General features: G+C 69.6%; 25 protein-coding genes. 6 read left to right on the forward strand and 19 right to left on the reverse strand.

The window, feature by feature from the left end; genetic code table 11:
• Nucleotides 1-76 precede the first annotated feature (76 nt).
• Nucleotides 77-1,072 (forward strand): tripartite tricarboxylate transporter substrate binding protein, encoded by a 996-nt coding sequence (locus HNP48_RS30650; RefSeq protein ID WP_260420437.1) that lies wholly within the window; start codon nucleotides 77-79, stop codon nucleotides 1,070-1,072.
• On the forward strand, nucleotides 1,069-2,256 hold the full coding sequence (locus HNP48_RS30655; RefSeq protein ID WP_184864529.1) for a M20 aminoacylase family protein: 1,188 nt from the start codon (nucleotides 1,069-1,071) through the stop codon (nucleotides 2,254-2,256). The genes HNP48_RS30650 and HNP48_RS30655 overlap by 4 nt, the downstream gene beginning before the upstream one ends.
• On the opposite strand, the gene HNP48_RS30660 is transcribed toward HNP48_RS30655, so the two are convergent.
• The gene (locus HNP48_RS30660; protein WP_184864531.1) at nucleotides 2,243-3,286 is read right to left on the reverse strand and encodes a phenylacetaldoxime dehydratase family protein; all 1,044 of its coding nucleotides are present in this window, start codon (nucleotides 3,284-3,286) and stop codon (nucleotides 2,243-2,245) included. The two genes, HNP48_RS30655 and HNP48_RS30660, sit on opposite strands and share 14 nt — an antisense overlap.
• 7 nt (nucleotides 3,287-3,293) lie before the next feature.
• Entirely contained in the window at nucleotides 3,294-4,328 is a 1,035-nt protein-coding gene (locus HNP48_RS30665) for a carbon-nitrogen hydrolase family protein (protein WP_184864533.1), read from the reverse strand.
• Between the two features lie 242 nt (nucleotides 4,329-4,570).
• Here HNP48_RS30665 and HNP48_RS30670 point away from each other — a divergent pair, with 242 nt between their 5' ends.
• Nucleotides 4,571-5,536 carry a helix-turn-helix domain-containing protein gene (locus tag HNP48_RS30670; RefSeq protein ID WP_184864535.1) on the forward strand — a complete coding sequence of 322 codons (966 nt, stop codon included), beginning with the start codon at nucleotides 4,571-4,573 and terminating at the stop codon, nucleotides 5,534-5,536.
• Nucleotides 5,537-5,559: 23 nt separating this feature from the next.
• Nucleotides 5,560-6,348 carry a GNAT family N-acetyltransferase gene (locus HNP48_RS30675; RefSeq protein ID WP_184864537.1) on the forward strand — a complete coding sequence of 263 codons (789 nt, stop codon included), beginning with the start codon at nucleotides 5,560-5,562 and terminating at the stop codon, nucleotides 6,346-6,348.
• Nucleotides 6,349-6,354: 6 nt separating this feature from the next.
• Here the strand turns inward: HNP48_RS30675 and HNP48_RS30680 are convergent, their stop codons facing one another.
• Together HNP48_RS30680 and HNP48_RS30685 are read right to left on the reverse strand one after the other, a co-directional pair.
• Complete coding sequence (locus HNP48_RS30680) at nucleotides 6,355-6,948, reverse strand: hypothetical protein (protein ID WP_184864539.1); 594 nt, start codon at nucleotides 6,946-6,948, stop codon at nucleotides 6,355-6,357.
• Nucleotides 6,949-6,951: 3 nt separating this feature from the next.
• A complete protein-coding gene (locus HNP48_RS30685; protein WP_184864541.1) occupies nucleotides 6,952-7,563 on the reverse strand; it encodes a DUF1003 domain-containing protein in 612 nt (203 codons plus the stop codon).
• A 396-nt stretch (nucleotides 7,564-7,959) separates the two neighbouring features.
• Here HNP48_RS30685 and HNP48_RS30690 point away from each other — a divergent pair, with 396 nt between their 5' ends.
• Entirely contained in the window at nucleotides 7,960-8,604 is a 645-nt protein-coding gene (locus HNP48_RS30690; protein WP_184864543.1) for a lipocalin family protein, read from the forward strand.
• Nucleotides 8,605-8,654: 50 nt separating this feature from the next.
• A complete protein-coding gene (locus HNP48_RS30695; RefSeq protein WP_184864546.1) occupies nucleotides 8,655-8,996 on the forward strand; it encodes a FlxA-like family protein in 342 nt (113 codons plus the stop codon).
• A gap of 18 nt (nucleotides 8,997-9,014) precedes the next feature.
• Here the strand turns inward: HNP48_RS30695 and HNP48_RS30700 are convergent, their stop codons facing one another.
• The 15 genes from HNP48_RS30700 to HNP48_RS30770 form a co-directional block, all read right to left on the reverse strand.
• On the reverse strand, nucleotides 9,015-10,034 hold the full coding sequence (locus HNP48_RS30700) for a porin (RefSeq protein ID WP_184864548.1): 1,020 nt from the start codon (nucleotides 10,032-10,034) through the stop codon (nucleotides 9,015-9,017).
• Between the two features lie 137 nt (nucleotides 10,035-10,171).
• Nucleotides 10,172-11,131 (reverse strand): PDR/VanB family oxidoreductase, encoded by a 960-nt coding sequence (locus HNP48_RS30705; RefSeq protein WP_184864551.1) that lies wholly within the window; start codon nucleotides 11,129-11,131, stop codon nucleotides 10,172-10,174.
• A gap of 37 nt (nucleotides 11,132-11,168) precedes the next feature.
• A complete protein-coding gene (locus tag HNP48_RS30710) occupies nucleotides 11,169-12,200 on the reverse strand; it encodes an aromatic ring-hydroxylating dioxygenase subunit alpha (RefSeq protein WP_184864553.1) in 1,032 nt (343 codons plus the stop codon).
• A 39-nt stretch (nucleotides 12,201-12,239) separates the two neighbouring features.
• Nucleotides 12,240-12,464 carry a recombinase-like helix-turn-helix domain-containing protein gene (locus HNP48_RS30715; RefSeq protein WP_184864555.1) on the reverse strand — a complete coding sequence of 75 codons (225 nt, stop codon included), beginning with the start codon at nucleotides 12,462-12,464 and terminating at the stop codon, nucleotides 12,240-12,242.
• A gap of 47 nt (nucleotides 12,465-12,511) precedes the next feature.
• The gene (locus tag HNP48_RS30720; protein ID WP_184864557.1) at nucleotides 12,512-13,492 is read right to left on the reverse strand and encodes a tripartite tricarboxylate transporter substrate binding protein; all 981 of its coding nucleotides are present in this window, start codon (nucleotides 13,490-13,492) and stop codon (nucleotides 12,512-12,514) included.
• 185 nt (nucleotides 13,493-13,677) lie between these two features.
• Complete coding sequence (locus HNP48_RS30725) at nucleotides 13,678-14,673, reverse strand: tripartite tricarboxylate transporter substrate binding protein (protein WP_184864559.1); 996 nt, start codon at nucleotides 14,671-14,673, stop codon at nucleotides 13,678-13,680.
• Nucleotides 14,674-14,707: 34 nt separating this feature from the next.
• Nucleotides 14,708-15,667, reverse strand: a complete 960-nt coding sequence (locus HNP48_RS30730) for a VOC family protein (RefSeq protein ID WP_184864561.1) — start codon at nucleotides 15,665-15,667, stop codon at nucleotides 14,708-14,710.
• A 16-nt stretch (nucleotides 15,668-15,683) separates the two neighbouring features.
• A complete protein-coding gene (locus HNP48_RS30735) occupies nucleotides 15,684-17,171 on the reverse strand; it encodes an aldehyde dehydrogenase (RefSeq protein ID WP_184864563.1) in 1,488 nt (495 codons plus the stop codon).
• An 11-nt stretch (nucleotides 17,172-17,182) separates the two neighbouring features.
• On the reverse strand, nucleotides 17,183-17,983 hold the full coding sequence (locus HNP48_RS30740) for an aspartate dehydrogenase (RefSeq protein WP_184864565.1): 801 nt from the start codon (nucleotides 17,981-17,983) through the stop codon (nucleotides 17,183-17,185).
• Nucleotides 17,984-17,997: 14 nt separating this feature from the next.
• Nucleotides 17,998-19,674 carry a thiamine pyrophosphate-binding protein gene (locus tag HNP48_RS30745; RefSeq protein WP_184864567.1) on the reverse strand — a complete coding sequence of 559 codons (1,677 nt, stop codon included), beginning with the start codon at nucleotides 19,672-19,674 and terminating at the stop codon, nucleotides 17,998-18,000.
• Complete coding sequence (locus HNP48_RS30750; protein ID WP_184864601.1) at nucleotides 19,667-20,491, reverse strand: SDR family oxidoreductase; 825 nt, start codon at nucleotides 20,489-20,491, stop codon at nucleotides 19,667-19,669. The genes HNP48_RS30745 and HNP48_RS30750 overlap by 8 nt, the downstream gene beginning before the upstream one ends.
• Before the next feature lie 5 nt (nucleotides 20,492-20,496).
• Nucleotides 20,497-21,336, reverse strand: a complete 840-nt coding sequence (locus HNP48_RS30755; RefSeq protein ID WP_184864570.1) for an IclR family transcriptional regulator — start codon at nucleotides 21,334-21,336, stop codon at nucleotides 20,497-20,499.
• A gap of 11 nt (nucleotides 21,337-21,347) precedes the next feature.
• Entirely contained in the window at nucleotides 21,348-22,235 is an 888-nt protein-coding gene (locus HNP48_RS30760) for an alpha/beta fold hydrolase (protein WP_184864572.1), read from the reverse strand.
• An 8-nt stretch (nucleotides 22,236-22,243) separates the two neighbouring features.
• Nucleotides 22,244-22,780, reverse strand: a complete 537-nt coding sequence (locus HNP48_RS30765; RefSeq protein WP_184864574.1) for a cupin domain-containing protein — start codon at nucleotides 22,778-22,780, stop codon at nucleotides 22,244-22,246.
• A 53-nt stretch (nucleotides 22,781-22,833) separates the two neighbouring features.
• Nucleotides 22,834-23,619: an SDR family oxidoreductase gene (locus tag HNP48_RS30770; protein WP_184864576.1), complete on the reverse strand. Its 786-nt coding sequence runs from the start codon at nucleotides 23,617-23,619 to the stop codon at nucleotides 22,834-22,836.
• Between the last annotated feature and the right edge of the window lie 68 nt (nucleotides 23,620-23,687).

Raw genomic sequence — 23,687 nt, forward strand, 5'->3', positions numbered from 1 at the left:
AAACGCATGCCATGGCTGCCATGGCCGCCTACCAATTTGTACGCAAGGGATCGAAATGAAGCACACAACGATTGCGATGAAACGCCTGCTCGCCACACTGGCCGGGCTCACGGGCCTGGTGCTGGGCGCCAGCCCGCTGGCCGCCTGGGCCCAGGCCCCCACTGCCTACCCCGCCAAGCCGGTGAGCCTGATGGTGCCCTACCCTGCGGGCGGCCCGTCGGATGCGATGGCGCGCATCCTGAACACACCCATGTCGCGCGAGTTGGGCCAGCAGGTGATCGTGGAGAACCTGGGCGGCGCGGCCGGTGCCATGGCCGCGCAGAAGGTGCTGGCCGCGCCGGCCGATGGCTACTACGTCTTCCAGGGCTCGCCCAACGAGGCCATCCTGGCGCCGCTGGCCAATGCCGCGGTGAAGCTGCGCACCGAGGACTTTCGCCTGGTGCACCCGGTGTCGGACGCGGCCATGGTCTTCGTCACGCGCAAGGACCTGGGCGTGAACAGCGTGGACGAGCTCATCGCACTGGCGCGCACCCCGGGCAAGGATCCGCTGTCCTACGGCAGCGTGGGCATCGGCTCGCTGTACCACCTGATCCTGGAGAAGGTGCAGCAGACCACGCACACCACCATGCAGCATATCCCCTACAAGGGCAATGCGCCGCTGCTGCAGGACCTGGGCGGGGGGCAGCTCGACTTTGCGGTGCTGGTCTACAGCGCGGCCATGGGCGCCATGGCCGAGCAGGGGCGCCTGAAGATCATCGGCCAGCTGGGTGCGCAGCGCTCCGAGATGCTCAAGGCCATTCCCACCGTGAGCGAAGGCAAGACCCTGCCCCACTTCTCGTACAAGATCTGGACCGGCTTCATGGTGCCCAAGAAGACGCCCGAGCCCGTGGTGCAGCGTCTGCACCAGGCCATTGGCCGCGCGCTCAAGGACCCGGCGGTGCATACACAGCTCGCGGCGCAGTCCATGGTAGCGTCGCCCGCGATGACGCTGGCCGAATCTACCGCCTTCTTCGAGAGCGAGACCGCGCGCTACCGCGAGATCGCGCGCTCCATCAACCTGCAGCCGCAATGACGACGATGATGGACACCCCCTTGTTCGAGGCCCTGCAGGCGCGCGCCAGCGAGTTCATCGACCTGCGCCGCGACATCCACCGCCACCCCGAACTGGCCTTCGAGGAGCAGCGCACGGCCGAACTGGTGGCCGATCGGCTGGAGCACTGGGGTTATGCGGTGGAGCGCGGCATCGGCGGCACGGGCGTGGTGGGCAAGCTGGTGCGCGGGGACGGCACCCGGCGCCTGGGCCTGCGCGCCGACATGGACGCCCTGCCCATCACCGAGGCCACGGGTGCCGCCTGGAGCAGCGCCCACCCGGGCGTGATGCATGCCTGCGGGCACGATGGCCACACCGCCATGCTGATGGCGGCCGCCTGGTACCTGGCGGAGCACGGGCAGTTCAGCGGCGAGCTGAACCTGATCTTCCAGCCTGCCGAAGAAGGCGGAGGCGGCGCGCTGCGCATGATGGCCGATGGCCTGTTCACGCGCTACCCCTGCGACGCCGTGTTCGCCATGCACAACATGCCCGGCGTGGCCCAGGGCCACCTGCTGCTGCGCGAGGGGCCGGCCATGGCATCGAGCGACTACGCCACCATCACGCTCGATGGTGTGGGCGGCCATGGCGCCATGCCGCACCAGGCCGTCGACCCGGTAGTGGCCGCCGCCAGCCTGGTGATGGCGCTGCAGACCATCGTCTCGCGCAATGTGGACCCGCAGCAGATGGCCGTGGTGACCGTGGGCGCGCTGCATGCGGGCCAGGCCAACAACGTGATCCCGGCCAGCGCGGTGCTGGAGATCAGCGTGCGCGCCATGGACAGCGGCGTGCGCCGGCTGCTGGAGCAGCGCATCCGCGCGCTGGTGGAGGCCACGGCCACGGGCCATGGAGTGCAGGCCCGCATCGACTGGCGGCCGGGCTATGCCGTGCTGGTCAACACGCCCGAAGAAACGGCCCTGGCACGCCAGGTGGCGCTGGAGCTGGTGGGCCCCGAGCGCGTGACCCTGCAGGCCGCGGCCCTGCCGGCCAGCGAGGACTTCGCCTTCATGCTGGAGCAGGTGCCGGGCTCCTACCTGCAGATCGGCAATGGCAATGCCCCGGGCGGCTGCATGGTGCACCACCCGGGCTACGATTTCCACGATGGCAACATCGTGGTGGGCGGCGCGTACTGGGTAAGGCTGGCCGAGACCTTTCTCACGCCCCCGTGACGGCCCCGAGCATGCCCGTGCGCGGGTGGCAGTTGAAGTACTCGAAATACTGCTCCTCGGCCCGGGCCACCGTGACCTCGTGGTAGAGCTTGAGCTGCGCCGCCGGGCCCATGGTGCCCAGGTACTTCATGGCCGCGCCGAAGATGGCCACATGCGTGGGGTGCGACTCGGCCCAGCGCTCCAGCGCCGCCAGGCTGCGCCACCAGCCCATGCCGAAGCTCTTGTCCACTGGCTGGCCTTGGGCATCGACCACGGCCATGTAGCGGTTGGCATAGCAGTCCACCTGGCGGCCCTGGGCCTGCAAAAAGTCCATGCCGGCGCGCAGCACGGGCTCGACCTCTTCGGTATACATGCGGCGCTCATTGCCCTGGGTACCTGTCCAGTCCTGGCCGGAGCGGATGAGGCACAGGTTCCCGTGCGGCAGCACCCGCTGGTGCAGGCCTTCGGTGACGACCTGCGGCGCACCCTCGGGCGCCATACCGTCGGTCTGCGACAGCGCCAGGCGGTCGCGCATGCCACCCCAGTAGGCATGCTCCTGGATGGGCTGGCCCAGGCCGCTGGAGACACCGGCCACGCCCTCCACCACGTCGGCTGAGAACAGGGTCTCGAACCGGTCCACGGCAGGCTGCAGCACCTCGGTGAACAGGCCCAATGCCGGGTCATTGAAGGCCCCGGAGGCCCAGCGCGCGCCATGCTCGGCGAACCAGGTGGCGTAGGCGGCCGGGTCGTCCCAGTAGCCGATGCTCACCGTGGTGAGGTAGCCGGCAGCGTCCACACAGCGCGCGCGGTCCCAGTGGCCCGGGCCGGTGGCGGCGGCAAAGGCCTCGGCGATGCAGTGCAGGGCCCGCGCGGCCAGGGCGGGCGCGAGCGCATCGGCCCGGTGCTGGATGCCGAAGTAGGCCATGGCCACGCGCGTGACCTCGGAGCGGTAGCGCGCCACCGTGGCCGGGTACGGCGGCACATAGTCATCGGGCACCCTGCGGTGGCGCAGGCGTGGGCACTGCAGGTGCGGGGGGATGGCGGATTCCATGGTGCGCTCACTCGGCCATGGCTGCGGCGGGCTCCGCGGCGACGGCTTCGTTGGCCGCCACGGGTGCGGCCATGCCGGCCGGCACCTGCGACACCACACGATCGCCCGGCGTCTGGTTGAGCAGCAGGCGCGTGACGTCGGGCCGCGCATAGTGGCCGGCCGGGTCGGCCGCCGTCTTGGCCAGGGAGATGGTGCCCAGGTCGATGTCGGCCAGCACCAGGCCCTCTTCCTTCTCGCCCAGCGGGGTGCCCAGCGAGGCGCCGTCGGGCCCGTAGATGCGCGCAAAGCCCCCGCCTTCGAGCAGCAGCTGGCGCTGCAGGTCGTCGGTGCAGAGCAGGGCCACCATCTCCTTCGATACCGTGGCGCAGGGCGCAACCACGTAGCAGCCGCCCTCGACCGCATAGATTTGGCTGGCGGCGTTGTTGACTTCGGCCCCCAGCGCATGGGCGGCGCCGCGGTACAGCGAGAAGCTGGGCCAGGCACCCACGTGGATCTGCTCGTTCTGCGCGTACATGGCGTACTTGCTCAGCGGCTGCAGGTGCTCCCAGCAGGCCAGCATGCCGACCCGGCCGATGGCGGTGTCCATCACGGCCAGGTCGCTGCCGTCGCCCTCGCCGAACACGGTGCGCTCCACATGGGTGGGCTTGAGCTTGCGCCGCGTTTTCACCACGCGGCCCTGGTCGTCGAACAGGGCCTGGGCGATGTAGAGGCTGCCGCCCGCGCGCTCGCTGTAGCCGGTGGACATCCAGATGCCGATGTCGCGCGCGGCCTGGGCCAGGCGCTGGAACTCGGCCGATCCCACCACCAGCGAGTTGTCGTTGTAGCGCTGCACATACTGCATGCCCAGGGCGGGCGCACTGAGCCAGATCCACCAGGGGTAGCCCGGAATCCAGGTCTCAGGGAAGGTGACCAGTTGCGCGCCCTGCTTTGCGGCCTCCTTCATCAGCGCAATGGTCTTGTCGATGGTGGCATCGAGGTCGAGGAACACGGGCGTAGCCTGGACGGCGGCGACACGCAATTGGGGGTGGTGGGTGGCGGGCATGGGGAACTCCTTCAAGGGCGGGGTTGGCGATGGCAGGATTTCACTGCGGGCAGATCGCTCCGTCTTGCCCTTGGCTCGCGCGGTTCTTGATTCCAGGCCACTTGACTGGAACTCTCCTGCCCCTTGCCCCAGGCTCACCACCCCGGGTTTATCGGCATGGGCCTTGCTTGAAGAAAGGGCGCGGCAGGAGGATGATGGACACATCGCCGCCCTCCCCCCTCCCGCCCGCTTGAGACCCGCCCATGAGCCAACTCTTGAGTACAGACCCCATCCCACCCCGTGAGCGGCTGGCTTACTGGACCGACATGATCTGCACCACCTACGTGCAGCTCGAATGCGATGCGCCGGACGCTGAGGGCTTTGGCGGCTCCATCCAGAGCCACCACCTGCCGGGGCTGGACCTGTCGGTGGTGCGCTCGCGGGCCCAGCGCGTGGTGCGCACGCCGCGTTCCATCTCGCGCGCGGCAGACGACTGCTTCATCGTGAGCCTGCAGACGCGGGGGCATGGCGTGATCTCCCAGGACGGGCGCGACGCGGCCGTGGCCCCCGGTGACTTTGCGCTGTACGACAGCACCCGGCCCTACACGCTGCAGTTCAGCGAGGACTTCGAGGAGATCGTGCTCAAGCTGCGCGGCGAGCAACTGCGCGCACTGGTGACGGGTACCGAGCAGCTCACGGCCACCACGGTCTCGGGCCGCAGCGGCGCCGGGCACCTGATGGCCCACATGGTCACCGCGCTGCGCGACGAGGCGGACCGCCTGCCCGCGGCCTCGGCCGCCGCCGTGGCCAGCGGCGTGATCAGCGTGCTGGCCGCCGGCCTGCAGTCGCTGCCCGCCTGCCACCTGGTCGAGCCTTCTGCCATGGGGGCCTACCATGTGGCGCGCATCAAGCGCCACATCGACGCGCGGCTGCGCGACCCGGGGCTGAGTGTCGAGTCCGTGGCGCGGGACCTGGGCATGTCCAGCGGGCACCTGCACCGCCTGTTCAAGACCGAGCCGCAGTCCCCCTCGCACTACCTCTGGGGCCAGCGGCTCGATGGCGCCAGCCGCGAACTGCTGGACGCACGGCGCGCCAGGGCCTCGGTCTCGGAAATCGCCTTTGGCTGGGGCTTCAACGATGCGGCGCATTTCAGCCGGGCCTTCAAGGAGCGGTTTGGGCGCGCGCCGCGCGAGTGGCGCGCACAGGGTCCGGCCGCAGCCCGGGGCTGAGCGGCGCCGGCACAATCGGCTCCATGCATGCATTGGATCCACGAGACTTCCCTGCCCTGACCCCTTTGCGCGACGGGCTCCACGCGGGCACCGAGATCATGGCGGCCGTGCTGTCGGGCCACACCCGGGGCCGCATCTTCACCCCCACCCCGAGAGACCGGGGCACCGCCTTTGTCTACGACAACGGCTTTTGCGTGCTGGCGGGCGCCGTGCCCGATGCGGTGTTCGCCAGGTCCTGCATGGACTGGCTGCGGCGCCACGCCGGCCAGGACTTCTTCATCCTGTACCCCGGCCACGCCGCCTGGGAGCCGGTGATCGAGCAAGGCGTCACCATGGCCGCCGTGCAAAAGCGGCAGCGCGTGGGTTTTTCGTTCGACCCCGTCCGCTTCGCCGCAGCGCAGCGTGCGGCACCGCTTCTGCCGCCGGGCTACCGCCTGGTGCCCATGGATGCGGCGCTGCTGCAGCAACTGGGCGACGGCCCCTACCCGTTCGCGGCGGGCATGTGGGCGTCCGCTGCGCTGTTCGAGCGCGAGGGCGTGGGCTTTTGCGTGCTGCAGGGCGGCCAGGTCGCGAGCCTGTGCTACTCGGTGTTCGTGAATGGGCTGCGCCACGACGCCGACATCTGCACCCTGGACGGCCACCTGCGGCAAGGCCTGGCCCGGGCCGTGGCGACGGCCTTCATCGGCGGCTGCCTGCAGCGTGGGCTGACGCCGGGATGGGACTGCTTTCGCCACAACCAGGCGTCGTACGATCTGGCCCGGTCGCTCGGCTTCGCGCCAAGCCACGAATTCTCCGTCTACGCCCGAGAATAGCGCTTGCTATGCCGCTGCGGCCAGATGCAGCACCCCGAAGGGCATGTGGTGCATCAGCTCGCGCAGCAGCAGCAAGGTGGTGGCGAACTCCACGCTCTCGGGCAGGCCCTCGCTCGCAGCGGGCCGGCCTTCTGATACGGCCGCCAGGCGCTGGAACAGGCGCTCCATGGCCTCCAGGCTGAGCTGCATGGCGGGGGCGCTGGGTACGCCGGCCAACTCAGCCAGGGCCAGCAGGTGGGCGTCGGTGGACCACCAGGCCGCGCGGGCCGCCCCCGGCTGCTGTGCGTACTGCCGGTGGGCCAGGTAGACCTCGTCCTCCACGCTGGCGATGGCGTTTTCCAGCTCCAGCGGCGTGGGCACATCGCGCCGGAAGAAGTCGCGCGCGGTCTTGTGCCGGCCCACGGTCAGCGAGACCAGGGGGCCCGGTGCGCCGCCCTCGCCCAGCAGGGCCACCAGGGTGTGCGCGGTGCCCATGTGCAGCAATGCGATGGGCTGGCCAGGCCCGGCATGGCCGTGCAGCGCCTGCCAGGCGGCGGCGATGTCGAAAGGCCGGGCATGGCCCGCCGCGGCAGCGGGTGGCAGGGGATGGCTGGCAAACATGGCTCAGCCCTGCCGCGCACTGGTGTCCGCACCGGTGCCGCCTGACTGCTGCACGCCGGGCGGCCCGGCCTGCTGCTGGCTGCGGGCGTTCGCGGGCACATAGTGCATGCGGTGGTGCATCTCCAGCGTCAGGGCCTCGATGCGTTCGCTGAGCTTCTTGGTCACCTCGGTCAGGCGGGTGTTCTGCTCCAGCAGGTCGAGCAACCGGGCACTGTTCTGCGCGGCCAGGGCCTGGCGCTCGGCGGTGGCCTGGGCCAGGGCCTCGCGGTGGCGGGCGTCGGCATCGGCATGCATGCGGTCGCGTTCGGCCTGGCGCGTCTGGGCCAGCAGGATCAGCGGCGCGGCGTAGGCGGCCTGCAGGCTGAACGCCAGGTTCAGCAGGATGAAGGGATAGACGTCGAAGGCCACCACGCCCGACAGGTTGAGCCCGATCCACACGGCCACAAAGCAGGTCTGCGCAAGCAGGAAGCGGGGCGAACCGAACATGCGCGCAAAGGCCTCGGCCCGGCGCGCAAAGCCGTCGTTGCCAAAGGGCGGCGACAGGTGCTCATGCTGGCGGTGAAAGCGCAGGTGGTCGGAGCCCGGGGCCGGGGTGGTGGTGGTTGGCGTCGTCATGCAAAAGACCTCGTTCGTTCGTGCAAGCGGTGGCAACCGGCCCCAATGGGAGCGCCGGGCGGCACCTGCATGCCTGCCACTCTACCCGCTGGGCGTGTTCAAGTTCTGTGCCAGCGGGCAGGGTGGCCAGGGCGGGCCGCCAATCTCATCGCCGATCCGTGAATTTTCTGGCAACCAGGGCCCCGGCTTGAGGGCCCGCGCATCCCCGACAGCGCGGACCCGTGGTGTGATGCGGCCTGGCGGCCCATCCGGCCGACAGGCGATGCCAGCCCGCGCCTACACGCGGCCGCCAGCGCCCCCACTACATTGACCACACCGCCGCACCACAGGCAGCCCCCGGCCCGACGGCCGGCCCCTGCCAGAACTGCAGCGAAGCCTTCAGCCAGGGACACCACCATGCCTGACACCCTTGTCGCACTGCGAGACATGCCAGCAACCGCCCCGGAGCACGCAACCCCTGCGGCCACGCGCGCGATGGGCCGCCGCATCCTACCCAACACCATTGGTGTGCTGGCGCTGGGTGCGGTGCTGTTCTTCACGGCCTGTTCCACGCACCCGCCTGCCGGCATTGAGCCGGTGGCGGGCTTCGACGCGCAGCGCTATGCGGGCCAGTGGTACGAGGTGGCCCGGCTGGACCATTCCTTCGAACGTGGCCTGCAGCAGACCACGGCCAACTACATCCCCCAAGCGGATGGCACCATCCAGGTGGTCAACCGCGGTTTCGATCCCGGCCGCGACCGCTGGAAGCAGGCCGAGGGCAAGGCACGCTTTGTCGGCGACACGCGCCAGGGCGCCCTCAAGGTCTCGTTCTTCGGCCCCTTCTATGGCGGCTACAACGTGGTGGCGCTGGACCCGGACTACCAGTGGTCCATGGTCATCGGCTCCAACCGCGGCTACCTGTGGATCCTGTCGCGCACCAAGACCCTGCCCCCCGGCGTGCGCGAGCAACTGCTGGCCCAGGCGAAGTCGCTTGGCGTGGAGGTGGACAAGGTGCTGTGGGTGGCGCAGGACGGGCCCGCCCAGGGCAAGCCGGCCAGTTGAATGCCCCCACGGCCCACTAAAGTTTTTCGCCCATGTGCCGATAAGGAGGCATGCAAGTTTCCTCTTCGTCATCGGCAGGCCAGGTGTCGTCGTCCAGCGGGGGCGGCGGCAGCGAGATCGCCAAGCTGCAAAAGCAGTTGCGCGAGCTGACCGACGAACTCAAGAACCTGGCCACGTCCGACATGGAACCCAAGGCCAAGCAGCAAAAGGCCAAGCTGCTGCAGGCCCAGATCCAGATGGTGCAGGCGCAGATCACCGCCATCCAGCGGGCCCGCCAGCAGGAGCAGCAGGACGCCCAGGCTCGCAAGATGGAAGCCGCGGCCCAGACTGCGCGCGAGCAGCGCCCCCCATCGGCGGATGGTCTGGGGTCACAGGTCGATACTTACGCCTGAGCCCCTGGCCGCCACGCCTCAGAAGTTGTGGCGGATGCCGATCTCGTAGCCGCTGGAGCTGCCGCCCAGCGTGGTGCCGGTCGCCGCCAGCCCCTGCAGGCCGATGGACCGCTGGGCGCCTGAGTCGTTCTTCAGCCGCGCCACGGCGCCATAGACTTGGGTGCGCTTGGAGAAGTGGTAGCCGTAGCCCAGGGCGAGCTTGTGCCAATCGGCACTGCCGGGCTGGGTGCTGTAGCGGCTGACCTGGGCGCGCAGCTCGCCATTGCCCAGCGGGGCCGTGGCGCCCAGTTCGATGGCCGTGATCTTCACCGCCCCCTTCTTCTCCGAGGCCCAGAGCAGCATGGGTCGGACCACGCCGAAGTCGTAGGACACACCGGCATTGTGGGCCTTCACGTCCTCTGCCCCCGTCGCGCCCTTGAGCTTGCCCGTGGCCAGCGAGGCGTTGAACGGCCCCGTGCGGTAGCCCACGCGCGCGCCGGCATAGTTGCCCTGCTTGGAGTTGTCGGCGTTGGAAGGCTGTTCTCCGAACGCATACTGCACCTGGCCGTAGAAGCCGCCAAGCTCGCGCGGCAGGAAATAGCCCACCGCGTTGCTGACCTGGATCGGTGCACCCAGCATGATGAAGGCGTTGGTGCCGCCCACGCCATTGGTCAGGAAGGGATCGAAGATCAGCGTGTTCAGGAAGGTCGCGGCATCGTCACGGCCCAGGCGCAGCTCGCCGAAAGGCCCCGACAGGCTGACCGTGGCGCGGCGGTTGAATGCCAGGGCGCCGCTGGTCTTGCCCGAGCCAGAGTCCACGTCCAGCCCGGCTTCGAGCCAGAAGCCCGCGGCCAGGCCGCCGCCCAGGTCTTCGGTGCCGCGAAAACCCAGGCGGCTGATGTTGGCGCCGCCGGTGGACAGGCCGGTGCGCGAGACGCCTTCGCCCGTCACGTGCGCCACGCCGACGTCGAGCACGCCGAACAGGGTGACGGAAGACTGCGCCGAGGCGGCGCCCGCGGTGGCCAGCACGGCCAGCGCGATCCAGGTTTTTTGGTGCATGCGTTCTCTCCTCCGGCAGGTTCGCCGGTCATGTGTTTCTGAGGTCGAGGGGAGGACGGGAGCGAACAGCCGAAGATGCGGCGGCCTCCCCCAAAGCCCGTCCGGGGGAAATTCGGGGCTGCGTCGTCAGCGGCGCATCACAGGTCCAAGGCCAGCGATTCGCTCTTGCAGCCGGAGACGCAGACCATCATGGCCTTGTTCGAGGCGCGCTCCTTGGCGCTGAGCACCGAGTCGCGGTGGTCTGGCTCACCGGCCAGCACGCGCGTCTCGCAGGTTCCGCAGACGCCTTCGCTGCAGCTGTACTCCACCGGGATGCCGGCATCAAGCAGGGTGTCGAGCAGCGACTTCTCGGGGGTGATGGTGATGCTGCGGCCGCTCTTGCGCAGCTCCACGGTGTAGGTGGCGCGCGCATCGGACGAGGCGGCCACCTCGACGGCGGCGAAGCGCTCGATGTGCGCGTTCTCGTGCCCCAGTTCGGCGCAGAACTTCTCGAAGGCGTCCAGCATCACCGTGGGGCCGCAGGCGTAGTGGTGCGTCTGCGCATCCGGTGCGCGCCGCTGCAGCAGCGCGTGCAGGTCCGGCGGCCCGCCCTGCTCGCTGTCGAAGTGCAGGTGCAACGGCACCCCGAGCGCCTCGAGCTCGGCCACGAAGGCGGCGCTTTCGCGCGAACGGGCGAAGTACATCACCTCGACCGAACGGCCCAGCACCTTGAGGCGCCGCGCCATGCACAGGATGGGCGTGATGCCGATGCCGCCAGCGACCAGCACCGTGTGCGCGGCCTCTTCGTGCAACGCAAAGTTGTTGCGCGGCGCCGAGATGGGCAGCCGCATGCCCACGCGCAGCTGCTCGTGCACGCAGCGCGAGCCGCCGCGGCTGGCGCGGTCGCGCAGCACACCGATGACATAGCGCCCGCGCTCCTCGCTGGCGTTGCACAGCGAGTAGTTGCGCACCATGCCGTTGGGCAGGTGCAGGTCGATGTGCGCGCCGGCGTCGAAGGCCGGAAACGGCTCACCGCCGCGCACGGGGCGCAGCTCGATGCTGATCACATCGTCGGCCTCGAAGCGCAGGGTGTGGACAAAGGCGTTCAAGATACTCATGGCAATGGCTCCCGGGGCATGGCGCGTCGGCGTGCGCTCAGGCCGGCACGGTGGCGGCTTCCAGCTGCTCGGTGGCCAGCTTGCGCAGGTGGCGGCGCAGGCGCACCAGGCCGATGTCGTGCTGGTACAGGTGTTCGTTCTGGTTGGCGTCGGGCTCCATCTGCTCGAGCATCACGCGGTCCTGCTCCAGCACGGCCCAGTGGCGCGCTTCGAGCCGGTTGCGGTAGAGAAAGCGCCAGGTGTCGCGCTGCCATGCGCTGACCTTGCGGCAGCGCCAGAAGAACACGCTGCACAGGCCCTCGTTGATGGGCGTGGCGCAGGCGATGATGGCGAAGTTGCCGCCGGGGCCGCCGGTCTTGGGGTAGGGAATTTCCAGGCGCATCCAGTGCACGCCGGTATCGCCCCACTCCGTCCAGTCGAAGTTCACGCCGCGCTGGCCCACCTTCTCGAAGACGAAGCCGGAATCGGTGTCGCGGATCTGGAAGGTGGCCGTGCTGTCGCCCTCGGCCATCGAGTGCGACTGCTTGTGCAGGAAGGTGCCGTGCATCGGGTCCATCACGTTGTCGATGGCGTAGCGGTAGTCGCCCTTCCACTCGGCGTAGCAGAGAAAGTGCGAATACTCGGGCGAGCTCAGTTCCTCGGGCAGGGTCATCGGCGGGGGCGTGTCGACGTTGGTATCGCTGTTGTAGAGGAACACCGCGCCGTAGGCCTCCTGCACATGGAAGGCCAGCGCCGCGCGCGCGCCTTCGAGCTTGCAGCCGGGGCTGCCTGGCACCTTGGTCACGGTGCCGTCGCAGCGCACTTCCACGCCGTGGTACGGGCAGGCCAGGCGGTCGCCCAGCACCATGCCCTGCGACAGCGGCGCGCCGCGGTGCGGGCAGTGGTCTTCCAGCGCATGCAGGGTGCCTGCGGCATCGCGCCACAGGGCGATCTTTTTGCCCAGGCGGCGCAGCGACACAGGGCGCTCACCGATGAAGTCCGAAGGGCAGATGGGGTGCCAGAGGTTCTTCAACCCGTCGCGCAGCAAGGCGTCGACCGGGTCCTTGGCGAAGGAAATGGTCTTGTTCATGGGGGGCTCCTGGGGTCTGTACTGGTCTGGTGGCGCGCTTCAGTGGCCCAGGCGGGCCATCAGGGCCTGGAAGTTCTCTTCGGTCCAGGCGGCACCGTTCTCGCTGGCCGGGCCGGTGCGGTTGAGGTAGGCCACGAGCTCGGGCAGCGTGTAGGCGCCTTCGCCGAAGGCGCGCTCGATGGCGTCGCCCAGCAGGTCTTCGAACATGGTGGGCAGGCGCGTGCGGGCCTGGTGCGGTTCGAGGTAGCGGTCGGTGGTGGTCATGGGGTCTCTCCTTGAGCGGTCGGTGGGGCGGTTGGGCGCTCAGCCGCTCAGTCGGCCTGGATGCCGAAGTCCTTGATGATCTTTCCGAAGCGGGCGTAGTCGCCCGCATTGCTCTTGGCCAGCCGCGTGGCATCGCCACCGCCGGGCAGCGCGCCGAACACGGCCATCTTGGATTGCACGTCGGGCATCTTCAGGATCTCGTTGAAGTGGCCGTTGAGGGTCTTGACGATGTCGGCCGGCAGGTCCTTGGGGCCGAACAGGCCTTGCCAGGCCCCCACCTCCACGCCCTTGTAGCCCAGCTCGGCCAGGGTGGGCACGTTGGGCGCCAGGGGCGAGCGCTGCGCGTCGGCCACGGCCAGCGCGGCCACCTTGCCGGAGGCGAAATGGGGGGCGACCGGCCCCAGGGTCATGAAGGTGACGGGCACATGGCCGCCCAGCACGTCGTTCACCGCGGGCGCCACGCCGCGGTAGGGCACGTGCGAGAGCTTCACGCCCGCGGACTGGTTGAACATCTCGCCCAGGATGTGCATGGGCGAGCCACTGCCCGGGCTGGCATAGGACAGGGTCTTGGTCTTGGCCTTGGCGACCACCTCCTTGAGGTCCTTGCCGCCGGTCTCGGTGTTGGCGGCCACGAACAGGGGCTGCACGCCCGTCTGCACGATGGGCGTGAGGCCGTTGATGACGTCGTAGCTCGCGCCCGCGCCGGTCTTGAGCACCAGTTGCGCGATCGAGACGGTGCTGGGGGCCAGGAGCAGCGTGTAGCCGTCCGCGGGCGCCTTGGCCACATAGGCGGTGCCGATGGTGCCGCTGGCACCTGGCTTGTTGTCCACGATTACCGGCTGGCCCAGGCGGGTGCCCAGCTTTTCGGCATACAGGCGGGCCATGGCGTCGGTGTCGCCGCCGGCCGGGTAGGCCACGATGAGGGTGATGGGCTTGCTCGGGTAGGCCTGTGCCCAGGCAGTGCCGGCGCAGGCTGCGGTACCGAGCGAAACAGCCATGGCAAGCGCCTGGCGACGGGTGAGTTTCATGGTGGGATTCCTTGAGGTTGCAGTCGGTCCGGCGCGAAGCTGCGCGCCATCGGAGGGGGGTGAAAACTATTTGGAGCGGACAACAAAACTCAGCGAAGCGGTTCTGGCTAGGCGCTGCGTCGCAGGCAGTACGCGCAGTACGACAAGACGCAGCAACGACGCCAGAAGAGTTTTGTTGGCCGCGCTCATTGCGCCTCGATCTTTCGCGCCTTGATGATGGGCGCCCAAACCGCGGTCTCCTTGCGGATCAGCTCGCCAAAGGCAGCGCCCGAGGTGAGCCACACGCCCATGCCCTGCTTTTGCAGCTGGGCCTTGACGGCGGGTTCGCTGAAGATCTGCGCGATGTCGCGTGCCAGTTGCTCGACGACCGGGGCCGGCGTGCCCTTGGGCGCCATCACGCCGTACCAGGACGACAGCGCCACGCCCTGCACCCCCGCCTCGGCCAGTGTGGGCACGTCGGGCAGCTCGGTGGCGCGGGCCGGGTCGGTCACGGCCAGGGCGCGCAGCTTGCCCGACTGGATGTGGGGCAGCACCGAGGGCATGTTGCCGATGATCATCGGCACCGTGCCGCCGAGCACATCGTTGAGCCCCGGGCCCGTGCCCTTGTAGGCCACGTGCAGGATGTCCGCCCCGCTCTGCTGGCGGAACAGCTCACCCGCCAGGTGCAGGCTGCTGCCCACGCCGGGCGAGGCATAGCTGATGCTGTCGGGTTTGGCCTTGGAGAGCGCCACCAGCTCGGCAATGGTCTTGGCGGGCACGGCCGGGTTCACCGCGATCACGTTGGCCGCCTTGGCCAGCGAAGAGACGGGCGCGAAGTCGCCGTCCACCGTGTAGCCGAGGCGGGGCATCAGCGTGGGGTTGATGGTGAGGTTGCCTTGCGGCACCACGAGCAGGGTGTGGCCCGTGGGCGCGGCGCGCTTGACCAGCTCGATGCCGATGTTGCCGCTGGCGCCGGTGCGGTTGTCCACCACGGCCGGCTGCCTGTAGCGCGCCGTGAGGCCGGTGGCCAGGATGCGCGAGAGCGTGTCCACCGGCCCGCCGGGCGGGAACGGCGCGACGATGCTGAAGGCCTGCGATGCCAGCTGCCGCTCGGCGTCCGAGCCCTGCGCGAGCGCGGGCGCCAGCAGCAGTGCACAGGCGGCGCCGGCCAGGGCCTGGCGAAGAAAGGTGTGTCGTTGCATGGTGGGTGCCTGCCTTGTCTGCCTGCTTGTCTGCTTACTTGCGGTCGGTGATGAACTGGCCCTTGGGCGCTTCGGCGCTCTTCTGCCGGCGCGTGTTGCCGTCGATGCCGCCTTCGATGGCCCATTCGGCGAACACCGTGGGACCGGGCTCGAACTCGCGCGGCTCCCAGTCGGCGGTGAGCTGGTCTTCGTCGGCGTAGTACTCCACCAGCGCACCGGCCGGGTTGCGGAAGTACCAGAAGTAGGCCGACGAGATCGGGTGCCGGCCCGGGCCGAGCTGGGTCTCCCAGCCGCAGCGCGAGATGTGCATGCCGCCGCCGAACACCTCGTGGATGTCGCGCACGGTGAAGGCCACGTGGTTCAGCGCGGAGTCGCCCGCGGGGCGCTGCAGCAGGAAGATGTCGTGGTGCCCGCCGTCGGGCGCGCAGCGCAGGAAGGCGCCACGGCCCGGGTAGCGGTCGGATGCGGCAAAGCCGAAGTGCTGCACATAGAAGCGCTCGCAGGCCGCCACGTCCTTCACGAAGAACACCACATGGCCGACCTCGATCGGTGTGGCCCGCTCGTAGGCGGGGCTGGCCCGGTTCACACGGTCCTTGCGGTTCCAGGTGTTGTAGTCGGCGCTCTGCACGTCGATGGCCCGCTTGCGCGTGACCTGCAGGCGCACCGACAGGCCGTTGGGGTCGGTGCAGCCGATGCGCCCCGCCCCCACGGTGAAGCCCGGCTGCCAGCGGATGGACTCGGTGTATTGCGCCAGGTCGGCCTCGCTCTGCACGCCCCACACCACCTCGCGCAGCGTCGGGCCGCTTTCCATCGCGGGCGGCAGGCCGGCGCGCGTGGTCGCGGCCACGATCACGCGGCAGCCGTTCAGGGTCTCGAAGACGAGCTGGTCGGTTTCTTCCGCGACCAGGGCCAGGCCCCAATCGAGGAAGAAGCGGCGGCAGGTCGGCAGGTCGTCCGCTCCGTAGGTGACTTCGTCGATGCCCAGTACGCTCATGTCATGGCTCCCGTGTTCAGTTGGCCCAGGCCAGGGGCTGTTCGTTCAGGCCCCAGTACAGGCTCTTTTGCTCCATGTACTGCAGGATGCCCAGGCGCCCCTTCTCGCGGCCCAGGCCGCTGTCGCGCCAGCCGCCGAAGGGGGTGGAGATGGAGAACTGCTTGTAGGTGTTGATCCACACCGTGCCGGCCTGCACCGCGCGGCCGATGCGCCAGGCGCGCTTGTAGTCGCGCGTCCAGATGCCGGCGGCCAGCGCGTAGACGCTGTCGTTGGCCTGGGCGATGAGCGCGTCCTCCCCATCGAACGGCATGGCCACGAGCACCGGGCCGAAGATCTCCTGCTGACAGATCTGGTCGCTGTTCTTCACGCCTTCCAGGATGGTCGGGCGGTAGTAGTAGCCGCGCTCGTAGAGGCTGCCCTCGGGCCGGGCGCCACCAGTGCGCAGGCTTGCCCCTTCGGACAGGCCCATGTCCACATAGCGCTCGATCGATTCGCGGTGCCGGGCTGTGATCAGCGGGCCCATCTGCGTGCGCTCGTCGGCCGGGTCGCCGACCCGCAGCGCGGCGGCGCGCGCGCTCAGGCGCTCCATGAACGGCGCGTACAGCGAACGCGCCACGAACAGGCGCGAGCCGGCGATGCAGGACTCGCCCGAGGAGCTGAAGATGCCGTAGAGCACGCCGTTGACCGCATGGTCCAGATCGGCATCTTCGAGCACCATCGTGGCCGACTTGCCGCCCAGTTCGAGCGAGACCGGCATCATCTTGTCGGCCGCGATGTGGGCGATGTGCTTGCCGGTGCTGGTGCCGCCGGTGAAGGACACGCGCTTGACCAGCGGGTGCTTGGTGATGGCGTCGCCGATCACCGAGCCGCGGCCGGGCAACACGCTGAGGAGCCCCCGGGGCACGCCGGCCTCCTCGCAGAGTGCGGCCAGCTCCAGCGCCATCAGCGGCGTGGCTTCGGCCGGCTTGATGACCACGGCGTTGCCGGCGGCCAGGGCCGGCGCAACCTTCTGCGCCTCGCTGGCGATGGGCGAGTTCCACGGCGTGATGGCCGCCACCACGCCCATGGGCTCGTACACGCTCATGGTCATGAAATCGCCGCGCGAGGGCGTGATGGTCTCCTCCAGCGTCTCGCAGGCACTGGCGAAGAACTGGAAGGTTGCGGCGGCGCTGGCCACCAGGTTGCGCGTCTCGGTGATGGGCTTGCCGTTGTCCAGGCGCTGGCGCTGGGCCAGGGGTTCGGCGCGCTCGCGGATCAGCGCGGCGACGCGGTGCAGCACGGCCGCGCGCTCGTGCGGCTTTTTCTGCGCCCAGCCGCTGGTGCGAAAGGCGTGGTCGGCCCGCACGATGGCCTCGTCGACATCGGCCAGGCTGGGCGCGCGCAGCCGCGCCACGACCTCGCCGGTGGCCGGGTACAGCGTGGCGGATTCGTCGCCGCCGCCCAGGCGCATCTCACCGCCGATGTTGATGGGCAGCAGCTCTTGGGATTCAGTGGTGAGCGGCATCGTGGAATTCCTTAGATCGACAGCGCACGGCTGCGGTTGTGCAGGGCGCGGACCACGCTGTAGACGGTCAGCGCGGAGGTCTTGGGGTTGGCTGCCAGCGGCTTGCCGCGCAGGGTCAGCTCGAAGCTGCCGAAGGCGCCGCGCGCCTCGACGTGGTGGACGTTCTCGCCCACGGCCGGGTCGGCGAACAGCTGCACCTCGGTGCGCTGCAGGCCCAGGCCTGCGAACGCCAGGGTGGCCGCGACGTTGGCGTTCTTCGGGTAAAGCCGGGCGGCTTCCTCGGCGCTGCCGCGGAAGATGCAGTGGGCGCTGGTCAGCCCGGCAAGGTCGCAGGCCTCCTGGGCCGGCGTGCCGGTCCAGGCCAGGGGTGGCTTGCGGCCGGTGTAGACCACCGTGTCGAGCCCACCCACGCGGGCCGCGGCCAGTGCGTCGATGCCGCCGATGGCGCCCGAAAGCAATTGCACCTGGGTGTTGCCGCGTGCTGCGGCCTGCTCCAGCGCCTGGGCCATGCCGGGCGCGCCCAGGGCGCCGATGGAGACCACCACGCAGGGGATGCCGCGCGCGAGCGCCGGCAGCACATGCTCGGCCACCGCGCCGTGGCCGGCGCACTCGACCACCAGGTCTGGTACTGCACCGTCCAGCGCCTCGCACACGCGGGCCTGGGGTGCCCAGCGCGCCGCCACGGCCTGCGCCTGCGCATGGGCGGCCGCTGGCGCGACGATGCAGTCGACCGCAATGCGCGGGTCGCCGTGCAGCAGCTCCAGCACGCTGGCGCCGATGGCGCCACAGCCGATCAGGGCAATTCTGAGCATGGCGTCGCGTCCCCTCAGGCCACCGCCGCGACCTTGGTCGGCGGTCCGGCAAAGGCGGTCTTGAAGCTGCCGATGGAGAGCATGTCGATCTCCAGGATGAAGGGGCCGCTGGCGGACAGGGCCTTGTCCAGCCCTGCGGCCAGGTCGGCGAGCTGGCTCACGCGCACGTGGCCCAGCTGCAGTGCCGAGCACAGCTGCGCGTAGTCGGGCGTGTGCAGGTCCACATAGCAGCGGCGGCCGCCGTACTGCGCGTCCTGGATGTTCTGGATCACGCCATAGCGCTGGTCGTTCATGAGCACGAAGACCACGTTGGCCTTCTCCTGCACGGCCGTGGCCAGTTCGCCCAGGTTCAGGATGAAGCCGCCATCGCCCGAGAGGCACAGGGTCTTGCGGCCCGAGGCCGTGACGGCCGCGCCCACGGCGGCCCCCACGCCCATGGCCAGGCCCTGGCCGATGCCGCCGCCCAGGGCGTGCACCCCGGCGCGCGGATCGAAGATGTGCAGCTGGCGGTTGCCCCAGGTGCTGTTGGACACCGTGACGTCGCGCACCCAGTTGAAGTTGCGCCCCGCGGCCTGCTGCAGCTGCTGCACCAGTTCGGCATAGGGGCCCAGGCCATCGAGCAGGGATTTCTCGGCGGCCACCCGCGCGGCACGCAGGTCGGCCATGAAGCCGGGGTCGATGGACAGGCGCTCCTGCAGGCGGTCGGCCAGGCCTTCAAGCACCAGTTGCGCATCGCCCGCCACGAAGTAGTCGGTGGCATAGCAGCGGCCTTCGCTGGCCGGGTCGGCATCGACCCGGTACAGCGGGCGCGGCAGCTTGAGCTCGTACTTCAGCGTCTCGTTGCCGCGCAGGCGCGAGCCCACCACGAGCATGGCATCGCAGGTCTGGTAGAAGTTCTCGACCGGCTTGTGCAGGTTGTAGGCGCCGAGCGAGCGTTCGTCGTCCTCGGGCACGATGCCCCGGCCCTGGGTGCTCGTGACCACGCCCACGCCCAGTGCCATGAGGCGCGCGACGGCGGCCCCGGCATGGCGCGCACCGCCGCCCAGCCACAGCAGCGGGCGGCGGGCCCGGGCCAGGCGTTCGGCCAGCTCGTCCAACGCGCGCGCCGATGGCACGGCGGGTGCCACCGGCAGCGGCTGCAGGTCGGTCGGCGCGGGGATCAGCGCTGCCTGGATGTCGATCGGGATCTCGACGCTGACGGGGCCGGTGGGCGCGGTCAGCGCGGTCTGCACCGCGAGCTTGATGGTGCTCAGCGCGGTCTCGGCGCTGCGCACGCGGAAGGCGGCCTTGGAGACGGACTGCAGCATCGCCAGCTGGTCGGGCGCCTCGTGGATGTAGGACAGGCTCTGGTCCAGGTACTGGGTCTCGATCTGCCCCGTGAGGTGCAGCAGCGGCGTGCCGGCCGTGAGGGCCTCCACCATCGCGCCGGCGGCATTGCCCGCAGCGGTGCCGGTGCTCGTGAGGCAGACACCCAGGCCGCCCGTGGTGCGGGCATAGGCGTCGGCCATGTTGGTGCCGCCGGCCTCGCCGCGCGCCATGATGAAGCGGATCCTGCCGCGCTCGTTGAAGGCGTCGAGGATGGGCATGTTGTGGATGGAAATCACGCCGAAGGCAGCCTTGACGCCGCATTCTTCGAGGAAGGCAGCAATGGCGGCGCCGACCGTCATGGGGTGGTTGTGGTTCTCAGGCATGGTGGGAAAGACCTCCGGATATGTCGATGTGGCTGCCCGTCGTGTACGACGAAAGCGATGTGGCAAGGAAGACGATGGCGCGCGCCGCCTCTTGCGGCAGGCCCAGGCGCCCCAGGGGAATGCGTTTGCGTGCGGCGAGCTCGCCGGTCCAGGCGTCCCAGTCGAGGGCACGGTTCTCGCGCGCCTCGAAGCGGCGGCGCCATTGGCCGGACTCGATCAGCCCGACCAGGATGCCGTTGACGCGCACGCCTGCGGGTGCGAATTCGGTGGCCATGGAGCGCACCAGGTTCTTGATGCCGGCGCGCGCGGCCGAGGTGGCGACCATGTGCGGCTCGGGCTGCTCGGCCAGCAGCGAGTTGACGCAGACGATGGCCGCCGAGCGCTGATCGGCAGTGCCCGGTGCAGACGCGCTGCGCTTGAGCTGCGGCAGAAAGGCGCGCGTAGGGTGGATCACCGAGAAGAACTTGAGATGCAGCTCTTCCGTCCAGGCCTGATCGGCGGTGTCGGCAAAGGTCGACACGCGCCCCTGGCCAGCGTTGTTGACCAGGATGGAGGCTGTGCCCAGCGCTGCCTCGGTGTCCGCGGCGAAGCGCTGCATGTCGGCAGCCTCCAGCACGTTGCAGGCGGCGGCAAACAGGCGCGCCGTGGGAAAGCGTGCGCGCAGGCCGGCTTCGGCATCGCGCAGGCGCTTTTCGTCGCGGCCGCAAAAGGCCACGGCGGCGCCGCTTTGCAACAGCAGCTCCACGGTGGCCAGGCCGATGCCCGAGGAGCCGCCCGTGACGACGGCGACGGTGGAAGTCAGGTCCAGGAGGTTCATCATGGTCAGAAAGGGCGCAGTGCGACGACCTTGTCGGAGGCATCGCCGCGCGGCTGGTAATTCAGGAGGCCCGAGAGTTCGTCGGCCGAAGCGCGCACGCGCTGCACCAGTTCTTCCAGGCGGCTCTCGTCGATGTGGCCCGAGGGGATGGTGGCGCCCAGCGCGGCGATGATGCGCGAGCTGCTGTCACGCACGGGGGCCGCAATGGTGGAAATGCTGGCCTCATAGAAGCCTTCGCCCAGCACGTAGCCGCGCTGGCGGTCGACTTCCACCATGTTGAAGAGGTCGAGCACGGTCTTGGGCGTGCTGCCCGAGAACACCTCGAGGTGCTCCTCGGGATACAGCGCGCGCAGTTCGGGCAGGGTCAGGTCTTCGAGCAGGATGCGGCCCAGCACCGTGGCGTGTGCCGGCAGGCGCGTGCCCACGCGCACCGAGCTGGTCAGCGGGGTGGGCGGCGTGACCTTGGCCACGTAGACGATGGAGCGGCCATCGCGCACCACGATGTTGCAGGGGTAGCGGATGGCGTCGCACAGGCGCGCAATCACCGGCTGGCCCAGCTCGGTCAGCTCCAGCGAGGAGAGGTACTCGAAGCCCAGGCGCAGCACGGCCAGGCCCAGGCGGTAGTCGTTGCCGCTGCCGATGCGCTCCAGGAAGCCCATGGATTCGAGCGTGTTGAGCAGGCGGAACACGGTGGAGCGCGGCAGGTCGAGGCGGCGCGCGAGTTCGGGCGCGTCCAGCGTGCGGCTGTCGCGGCTGAATTCACCGAGCAGGCGCAGGCCGCGCTCCAGGGCGGGCACGATGTACTTGTCACTGGCGCCGTCTTCGGCAAGGTTCTTTTCGGGCATGGTGCGGGTGCTCAGTGGCGGGGTTGGTGAAGGGCGCGCGCGATCAGGCGCGCCACGGCATCGGGCTGCTCGACGGGGCTGGCATGGCCGGCGCCGGCAATGGCTTCGAACGGCGCTCCCAGCGCGTCGGCCACGGCGCGGCAGGCAGCCGGGGGCGTGACGGCGTCTGCATCGCCGCAGGCCACCTGCACCGGCACCGCCAGGCGCTGGGCCGCCAGGTCGCTGGCGCACAGCAGCTCCACCGCCTGCAGGTAGCCGTCGGGATGCAGGCGCGCCGTGTTCCACTGCACCCAGGCGCGCTGCGCCGCATCGGCGGCTGGCGACAGCAGGCGCGCGGAAATGCGCTCGGCCATACCGCCCACGCCCAGGGTCTGGAGCGACTGGCGGCGCTCGCTGCGCACGCGCTCACGCTCAGCCGCACGGCCCGGTGCGCCGTAGCCGGCGGCGGGGCTGATAAGCAGCACCCGCTCCACACGCCCTGCCCCCTCGCCGCGCGCATGGGCGCAGGCCAATAGCGCGCCCAGCGAGTGGCCGACCAGCACGCAGCGCTCTATGCCGAGCGCCTGCAGCAGCTCGTGCAGGCGCTCGGCATAGTCGGCGTCGGTGGGGGCGCCTGCCGCCAGGGGCGTGGAATCGCCATAGCCCGGCGCATCCCAGGCCAGCACATGGGTGTCAGCGCCAATGCGCGTGGCCACATGGACCCACGAGGCCGCACCCGAGCTGATGCCGTGCAGCAGCACGACGCTGAGCCCCTGGCCCGGCACCCCGCACTGGCGCACGGCCACCTGCGCGCCCGAGGGCAGGCGCACGGTGTGCTCGCCGAACTGCCGGGCCAGGAGGTCCAGCGCGGGCTGCAGCAGCACAGCGGGGTCGAGGGCGGGGGCCGCAACGGAAGCCATGGTGGAGCTCAGCGCTTGATCTTGGCCAGGGGGTGGTCGGCCGGGTAGGTCGGCGTGATGGGCTTTTTTGCGCCCAGCATCACGCACATCAGCGCGTCCTCGTCGCCGATGTTGATCTCCTCGCGGTACACGCCGGGCGGCACCGAGACGACGTCGCGGTCGGTCAGGATGGTCTCGAAGCGCTCGCCGTCTTTCTCCAGCACCAGCTTGAGCTTGCCGCGGATCAGAAAGAACACCTCTTCCACGTCGACATGGAGGTGCGAAGGGCCTTCGTTGCCGGCCGGGATCACCATGGTGGAGAAGGTGAAGTGCTCGGCGGGGATGGTGTTGCTGTCCTGGGCCACGCCGGTGCCACCGGTGCCGATGTAGCGCATCTGGCCGCGGCGGTACTTGGGATCGAAATCGGCCTGGAACTTCAGCGCATCGAAGTCGTACTTGCGGGTGGAAAAGCGCGCGACCCGGCTCTCCATCCACGAGGCGAAACTCGCGCCCTCGGGCTGGTCCCAGCTCTTGGGGAGTTGCTGCTGTTCGGAAAGATCGCTCATGGGGAAAGCTCCTGTGAAAGAAGATGGAATGGCGTTGGGAATCGGCGTTCGGCTCAGTGCATGACGAAGCCGCCGTTGACGGCCAGCACCTGGCCGGTGACGAAGCGGGCCAGGTCGGACAGTGCGTAGACCACCGCGCCCGACACGTCCTCGGGCATCTGCTCGCGCTGGATGGCGCGCTGCTCCAGGTAGTGGCGGTGCCGTGCCTCGGGCACGTACTGCGTGGCCTCGACCTGCACCAGGCCCGGGGCGATGGCGTTGACGGTGATGTGGTCGCCACCCAGCTCGCGCGCCAGCGAGTGCGTCATGGCGATCACCGCACCCTTGCTCGCCACATAGGCCAGCAGATTGGGGGCGCCCCACAGGGCCGTGTCGGAGGCCAGGTTGACGATGGCGCCGCGGCCGCTGTCGCGCAGCGCGGCGCGGCAGGCGCGGGTCATGAGCCAGGTGCCGCGCACATTGACGTTCATGACCTGGTCCCACTTGGCGATCTCGATGTCGTCCATGCCCCGGCCGCCGGAGTCGGTGACCGCCGCGTTGTTGACCAGGCCGTCGAGCCCGCCGAGCTCGCGCACGGCCTGCGCGGCACAGCGCTCGATGGCCGCCGGGTCGTTGACGTCGACGACCGCGCCGACGGCTGCATGGCCATCGGCCTTGAGCGCGGCCACGGACTGCAGGAGCAGTTCCTCACGCAGATCGGCCATGGCCACCTGCGCCCCCTGCTCGCACAGCGCACGGGCAAAGGCAAAGCCCAGGCCGCGCGCGGCACCGGTCACGAGGATGCGCCGACCCTGCAGCAGGGCACACGGAGCAGGGTGGGAAGCGTTGGCTGGGGTCATTGCAAATATTCTCGTTAGGGGCTTGTGTTTTCGTTTCACCTATGAAACAATGATTTATTCTTGAAACA

This window comes from Acidovorax soli (assembly GCF_014207955.1).
GTDB classification, from domain to species: Bacteria; Pseudomonadota; Gammaproteobacteria; order Burkholderiales; family Burkholderiaceae_C; genus Acidovorax; species Acidovorax soli_A.

Coding starts and splice junctions, on each gene's coding strand:
- HNP48_RS30690 (WP_184864543.1), top strand. CDS start 7,960: ATGCCTGACACCCTTGTCGCACTGCGAGACATGCCAGCAACCGCCCCG.
- HNP48_RS30650 (WP_260420437.1), top strand. CDS start 77: ATGAAACGCCTGCTCGCCACACTGGCCGGGCTCACGGGCCTGGTGCTG.
- HNP48_RS30765 (WP_184864574.1), bottom strand. CDS start 22,780: ATGAGCGATCTTTCCGAACAGCAGCAACTCCCCAAGAGCTGGGACCAG.
- HNP48_RS30710 (WP_184864553.1), bottom strand. CDS start 12,200: ATGAACAAGACCATTTCCTTCGCCAAGGACCCGGTCGACGCCTTGCTG.
- HNP48_RS30665 (WP_184864533.1), bottom strand. CDS start 4,328: ATGCCCGCCACCCACCACCCCCAATTGCGTGTCGCCGCCGTCCAGGCT.
- HNP48_RS30655 (WP_184864529.1), top strand. CDS start 1,069: ATGACGACGATGATGGACACCCCCTTGTTCGAGGCCCTGCAGGCGCGC.
- HNP48_RS30750 (WP_184864601.1), bottom strand. CDS start 20,491: ATGAACCTCCTGGACCTGACTTCCACCGTCGCCGTCGTCACGGGCGGC.
- HNP48_RS30715 (WP_184864555.1), bottom strand. CDS start 12,464: ATGACCACCACCGACCGCTACCTCGAACCGCACCAGGCCCGCACGCGC.
- HNP48_RS30725 (WP_184864559.1), bottom strand. CDS start 14,673: ATGCAACGACACACCTTTCTTCGCCAGGCCCTGGCCGGCGCCGCCTGT.
- HNP48_RS30730 (WP_184864561.1), bottom strand. CDS start 15,667: ATGAGCGTACTGGGCATCGACGAAGTCACCTACGGAGCGGACGACCTG.
- HNP48_RS30670 (WP_184864535.1), top strand. CDS start 4,571: ATGAGCCAACTCTTGAGTACAGACCCCATCCCACCCCGTGAGCGGCTG.
- HNP48_RS30675 (WP_184864537.1), top strand. CDS start 5,560: ATGCATGCATTGGATCCACGAGACTTCCCTGCCCTGACCCCTTTGCGC.
- HNP48_RS30740 (WP_184864565.1), bottom strand. CDS start 17,983: ATGCTCAGAATTGCCCTGATCGGCTGTGGCGCCATCGGCGCCAGCGTG.
- HNP48_RS30770 (WP_184864576.1), bottom strand. CDS start 23,619: ATGACCCCAGCCAACGCTTCCCACCCTGCTCCGTGTGCCCTGCTGCAG.
- HNP48_RS30745 (WP_184864567.1), bottom strand. CDS start 19,674: ATGCCTGAGAACCACAACCACCCCATGACGGTCGGCGCCGCCATTGCT.
- HNP48_RS30735 (WP_184864563.1), bottom strand. CDS start 17,171: ATGCCGCTCACCACTGAATCCCAAGAGCTGCTGCCCATCAACATCGGC.
- HNP48_RS30705 (WP_184864551.1), bottom strand. CDS start 11,131: ATGAGTATCTTGAACGCCTTTGTCCACACCCTGCGCTTCGAGGCCGAC.
- HNP48_RS30760 (WP_184864572.1), bottom strand. CDS start 22,235: ATGGCTTCCGTTGCGGCCCCCGCCCTCGACCCCGCTGTGCTGCTGCAG.
- HNP48_RS30680 (WP_184864539.1), bottom strand. CDS start 6,948: ATGTTTGCCAGCCATCCCCTGCCACCCGCTGCCGCGGCGGGCCATGCC.
- HNP48_RS30685 (WP_184864541.1), bottom strand. CDS start 7,563: ATGACGACGCCAACCACCACCACCCCGGCCCCGGGCTCCGACCACCTG.
- HNP48_RS30700 (WP_184864548.1), bottom strand. CDS start 10,034: ATGCACCAAAAAACCTGGATCGCGCTGGCCGTGCTGGCCACCGCGGGC.
- HNP48_RS30720 (WP_184864557.1), bottom strand. CDS start 13,492: ATGAAACTCACCCGTCGCCAGGCGCTTGCCATGGCTGTTTCGCTCGGT.
- HNP48_RS30660 (WP_184864531.1), bottom strand. CDS start 3,286: ATGGAATCCGCCATCCCCCCGCACCTGCAGTGCCCACGCCTGCGCCAC.
- HNP48_RS30695 (WP_184864546.1), top strand. CDS start 8,655: ATGCAAGTTTCCTCTTCGTCATCGGCAGGCCAGGTGTCGTCGTCCAGC.
- HNP48_RS30755 (WP_184864570.1), bottom strand. CDS start 21,336: ATGCCCGAAAAGAACCTTGCCGAAGACGGCGCCAGTGACAAGTACATC.